3 protein-coding genes and 2 pseudogenes are annotated in these 3,734 nt (G+C 64.4%); all 5 read left to right on the top strand.

All coding sequences use genetic code 11. The features are described from left to right. Positions 1-1,556, top strand: a pseudogene (locus AC1DWI_RS16415) (LAGLIDADG family homing endonuclease); the annotation flags it as partial. A 54-nt stretch (positions 1,557-1,610) separates the two neighbouring features. Then, entirely contained in the window at positions 1,611-2,282 is a 672-nt protein-coding gene (locus AC1DWI_RS16420; protein WP_477668755.1) for a nitroreductase family protein, read from the top strand. Positions 2,283-2,303: 21 nt separating this feature from the next. Next, the gene (locus AC1DWI_RS16425; protein ID WP_477725226.1) at positions 2,304-2,708 is read left to right on the top strand and encodes a ribonucleotide reductase subunit alpha; all 405 of its coding nucleotides are present in this window, start codon (positions 2,304-2,306) and stop codon (positions 2,706-2,708) included. Between the two features lies 1 nt (position 2,709). Further along, on the top strand, positions 2,710-3,291 hold the full coding sequence (locus AC1DWI_RS16430) for a hemerythrin domain-containing protein (RefSeq protein ID WP_477668753.1): 582 nt from the start codon (positions 2,710-2,712) through the stop codon (positions 3,289-3,291). Between the two features lie 254 nt (positions 3,292-3,545). Further along, positions 3,546-3,734: pseudogene (locus AC1DWI_RS16435) on the top strand (gamma-glutamyl-phosphate reductase); the annotation flags it as partial.

Consider the following 3,734-nt stretch of genomic DNA (forward strand, 5'->3'; position numbering starts at 1 on the left):
ACATCGCAGCGACCAATCCCTGCGGCGAGCAACCGCTTCCACCCTATGGCTGTTGCGACCTCGGGCCCATCATCCTCACGCGTTTTGTGCGCCACCCCTTTGGCTTCAACGGCGTGCCGGCCTTTGATTTCGAAGCCTTCTCGAAATCAGTGGCGACCCAGGTGCGTGCGCTCGATAACGTGCTGGACGTCACCTTCTGGCCCCTGCCGCAACAACAGGCCGAGTCCGCCGCCAAGCGCCGTATTGGCGTCGGTTTCACCGGGCTGGGCAATGCACTGGCCATGCTATGCCTGCGCTACGACGCGCCCGAGGGACGCGAGATGGCCGCGCGCATTGCCGTGAGCATGCGCGATGCTGCCTACGCGGCTTCGGTGGCACTCGCGAAGGAAAAGGGCGCGTTCCCGAAGTTCGATGTCGAGGGCTACCTTGCTGCAGGGACCTTTGCCAGCCGGCTGCCTGCCGCCTTGCAGCAGGCCATCCGCGCGAACGGCATCCGCAACAGTCACCTGCTCTCAATTGCACCCACCGGTACGGTCAGCCTGGCCTTTGCCGACAATGCATCGAACGGCATCGAGCCGCCGTTTTCCTGGATGTACCGGCGCAAGAAACGTGAGTCTGACGGCAGCACCACCGAGTACGCCGTGGAAGACCATGCATGGCGCCTGTACCGCGAACTTGGCGGTGACGTGGACAAGTTGCCTGGTTACTTTGTCTCGGCGCTGGAGATGTCGGCAGACAGCCACATTGGCATGATGGAAGCGGTGCAGCCGTTTGTGGACACGGCGATCTCCAAAACCGTCAATGTGCCGGCGGACTACGCCTACGAAGACTTCAAGGGCCTGTACCAGCAGGCCTGGCGCGCAAAACTCAAGGGCCTGGCCACCTACCGGCCCAACGCCATTCTCGGTTCGGTTCTGGAAACCCATGCGGACCCCGCGGCCATGCCGGCCGCCGCGCCCGCTGTGGACCCAATGCGCACGGTGATCGAGAGCCGGCCCAAGGGCGCGTTGTCGGCGGTGGCGGAAAAAGTGGATTACTGGACCCAGGAAGGGCGCAAGACGCTCTATATCGTGGTGTCCTTTTTGCCTGTGCCGGCCGCCATGGGGGATGGCACGGTCGAGCGTGCGATCRAATTTTTCATGCCCGTGGGACAAAGCGGCGAGTCGCAGCAGTGGATCACCTCCAGCATGCGCATGCTTTCGCTGGCCGCGCGCGGTGGTTTTCTTGAGCGTGCGCTCAGCGACATGCGCAAGGTGGCCTGGGACCGCGGCCCGGTGCGGCTGGGAACCTACGAAAAGGCCGACGGCACGCGTGTTCCGTTATGGCACGACTCTGAAGTGGCGGCCATTGCTTATGCGGTGCAGAACATCATCGCGCGGCGGGCCGGGCAGCATGCTGCCGGGGCAACACCCGTGGTGGAGCCGCAGGTTGACATGGCGCTTGCCCCGCCGGTGATGGCGGGCAAGAAGTGCGGCGAATGCGGTGCCCATGCCGTGATCCGCAAGGATGGGTGCGACTATTGCACCCAGTGCGGCCATCTGGGAGTGTGTGGGTGAATAAGCGAGCGGATCAGCCTTACGCCGATAAGCGCTCCAGCTGAAAGCGAACTGATGAATCTGCTCGCCTTTCCCGGTCAGCCCTCTGCAGTCGCCGCGGCCGACGTCGACCCGGCGCAGTTGGCTGCAGCCCTCATGCAATCGCGCCAGACCATTTTGCCGAAGCGGCTGGTAGCACCCGGTCCCGATGCGAAGCAGCTCGACATGATCTTGCGAGCCGCTGCCACGGCGCCCGACCATGGCCAGCTTCTGCCTTGGCGCTTTGTGCTGGTGCCGCAGGCGGCACGCGCGCAACTGGCCGCGGTCTTCGGTGCGGCGCTGGTCGAACGCGACCCGCAAGCCACCCCTGAACAGCTTGCGCAGGCGCGCGAAAAAGCGCACCGCGCCCCTTTGCTCATGCTGGTCGTGGTCGATGGCGCGTGTGGTGATGCCGGGATCGACCTGGCTGAACGCCTGGTCTCGGCCGGCTGTGCGGTGCAGAACATGCTGCTCATGGCCACGGCCCTGGGTTATGGTTCGTCACTGACCAGCGGCAAGGCGCTGAAGTCCGGGGGGCTGCGCCGGCTGTTTGGCCTGGCAGGCGGTGAATATGCCCTGTGTTTTGTCAGCATGGGCACCGCCCAGTCGCGCAAGCCCGCCCGCCTGAGGCCGGTGCCTTCTGATTTTGTAAGCAGCCTTTCTGCCGACAGCGCCGCACCGGGATCCGGGCCGGCGGATTCCTTTTAATTCCTGTGACTGGATCAAGCCATGGACATTCTGAGTTTTGACGACCTGCTGCAGGCCGCCCGCGCGCAACCCGAACCGCAGCGCCTGCTGTTTGTATTTACCGGTGTTGAGTTGCCCGAGGACAGCACCCCGGCGCAACGTAAACGTTTTGAGGCCGGCCAGGGCGGCGCGCTGGTCCCGCTGATGTGTGTCGACAAGCGCCCGGAGGACCTGAGTTCGTTTGCCGCCCTGGTGCAGGAGTCCAGCCAGTTCGGCCACAACTGGGGCCTGGTGTTTGCCGCGGYCATGTCGGGCTCAGTGAACCGTGCGCCGACCACCGAAGATGCGGAAGAACCACTGCAGCGCATGGTCGAGTCCATCAAGCAGGGCCAGATCGGGGCGTTTATTCCGTTTGACCCGCAGGGTCAGCCCGTGCAGTTCGGCTGATATGGGCATGGTGCGCCGGGTCACGCGGCCTGCTTCCTTGCCCGGCGTGCATGCACCGGGTGCCGGATTCGAGGCGCCTTTCGACATGCTGGCCGCCTGCCATGAGCGGGTGGAACGCATGCTCGTGCTGCTGGCGCGCCTGCAGCAGCACCTGCTTGAACACGGCCGTGACGAGTCTGCGCGCCAGGCGGCACGTGATGTGATGCGCTACTTCGACCTTGCCGCACCGCTGCATCACCAGGATGAAGAGCGGCATGTGTTCCCGCCATTGCTGGCCGGGCCGGATGCCGGCCTGCGCACCCTGGTGCAGCGCCTTTTACAGGACCACCGGGACATGGATACGGCCTGGCCCCCGGCGCGCAGCGCGCTGCACGAGATCGCTGAGAGTCCGGTGGCTGATGGGGCTGCGCTGACTGCGACCCAGACGGCGGCACTGGACCACTTCGCCGGCCTGTACGAACGGCACCTGGCGGACGAAGACCGTCTTGCCTACCCTGCTGCGCAGGTGGTGCTGACGACGCAAGCCCTACAGGCCATGAGCCAGGACATGATGCAGCGCCGCGGTGTTCGCTCCGGCAACTGATCTCCAGGAGCCTGTCGGACTTGGGAATCGTCGGCTGCAAATCGACCGCAGCGGTCCATTTTTCGCCGTCTTTTTGTCCCATAGCTGGGCTATGGGCCTGCAAACCCTGCAAAAACTGTCCTCGCTGGAGCCGATTTTCGCTTTCGACGCCCCAAGCCCGACAGGCTCCCAGCCATGATTAGAGGCAAAATGGCAGGATGAACGCGCCCGACTCCCCCACCGCCCTGGCTGCCCGCAGCGACGTCTCGGACCTGATGCAGGCCATGGGTTCACAGGCAAAAGTAGCTTCCGCCCTTATGGCACGGGCGCAAGCAGCTATCAAAAACAGAGCGCTTTTGGGTTTGGCCAGCTTGCTGCGCAGCCAGATCGAACCATTGCAAACAGCCAACACCCTGGACCTGGAACGCGCAAAAGCGGCCGGCCTGGCCGGGCCCATGCTGGAC

The sequence above is a fragment of the Polaromonas sp. P3_C2 genome (genome assembly GCF_056402675.1).

Coding starts and splice junctions, on each gene's coding strand:
- AC1DWI_RS16420 (WP_477668755.1), top strand. CDS start 1,611: ATGAATCTGCTCGCCTTTCCCGGTCAGCCCTCTGCAGTCGCCGCGGCC.
- AC1DWI_RS16430 (WP_477668753.1), top strand. CDS start 2,710: ATGGGCATGGTGCGCCGGGTCACGCGGCCTGCTTCCTTGCCCGGCGTG.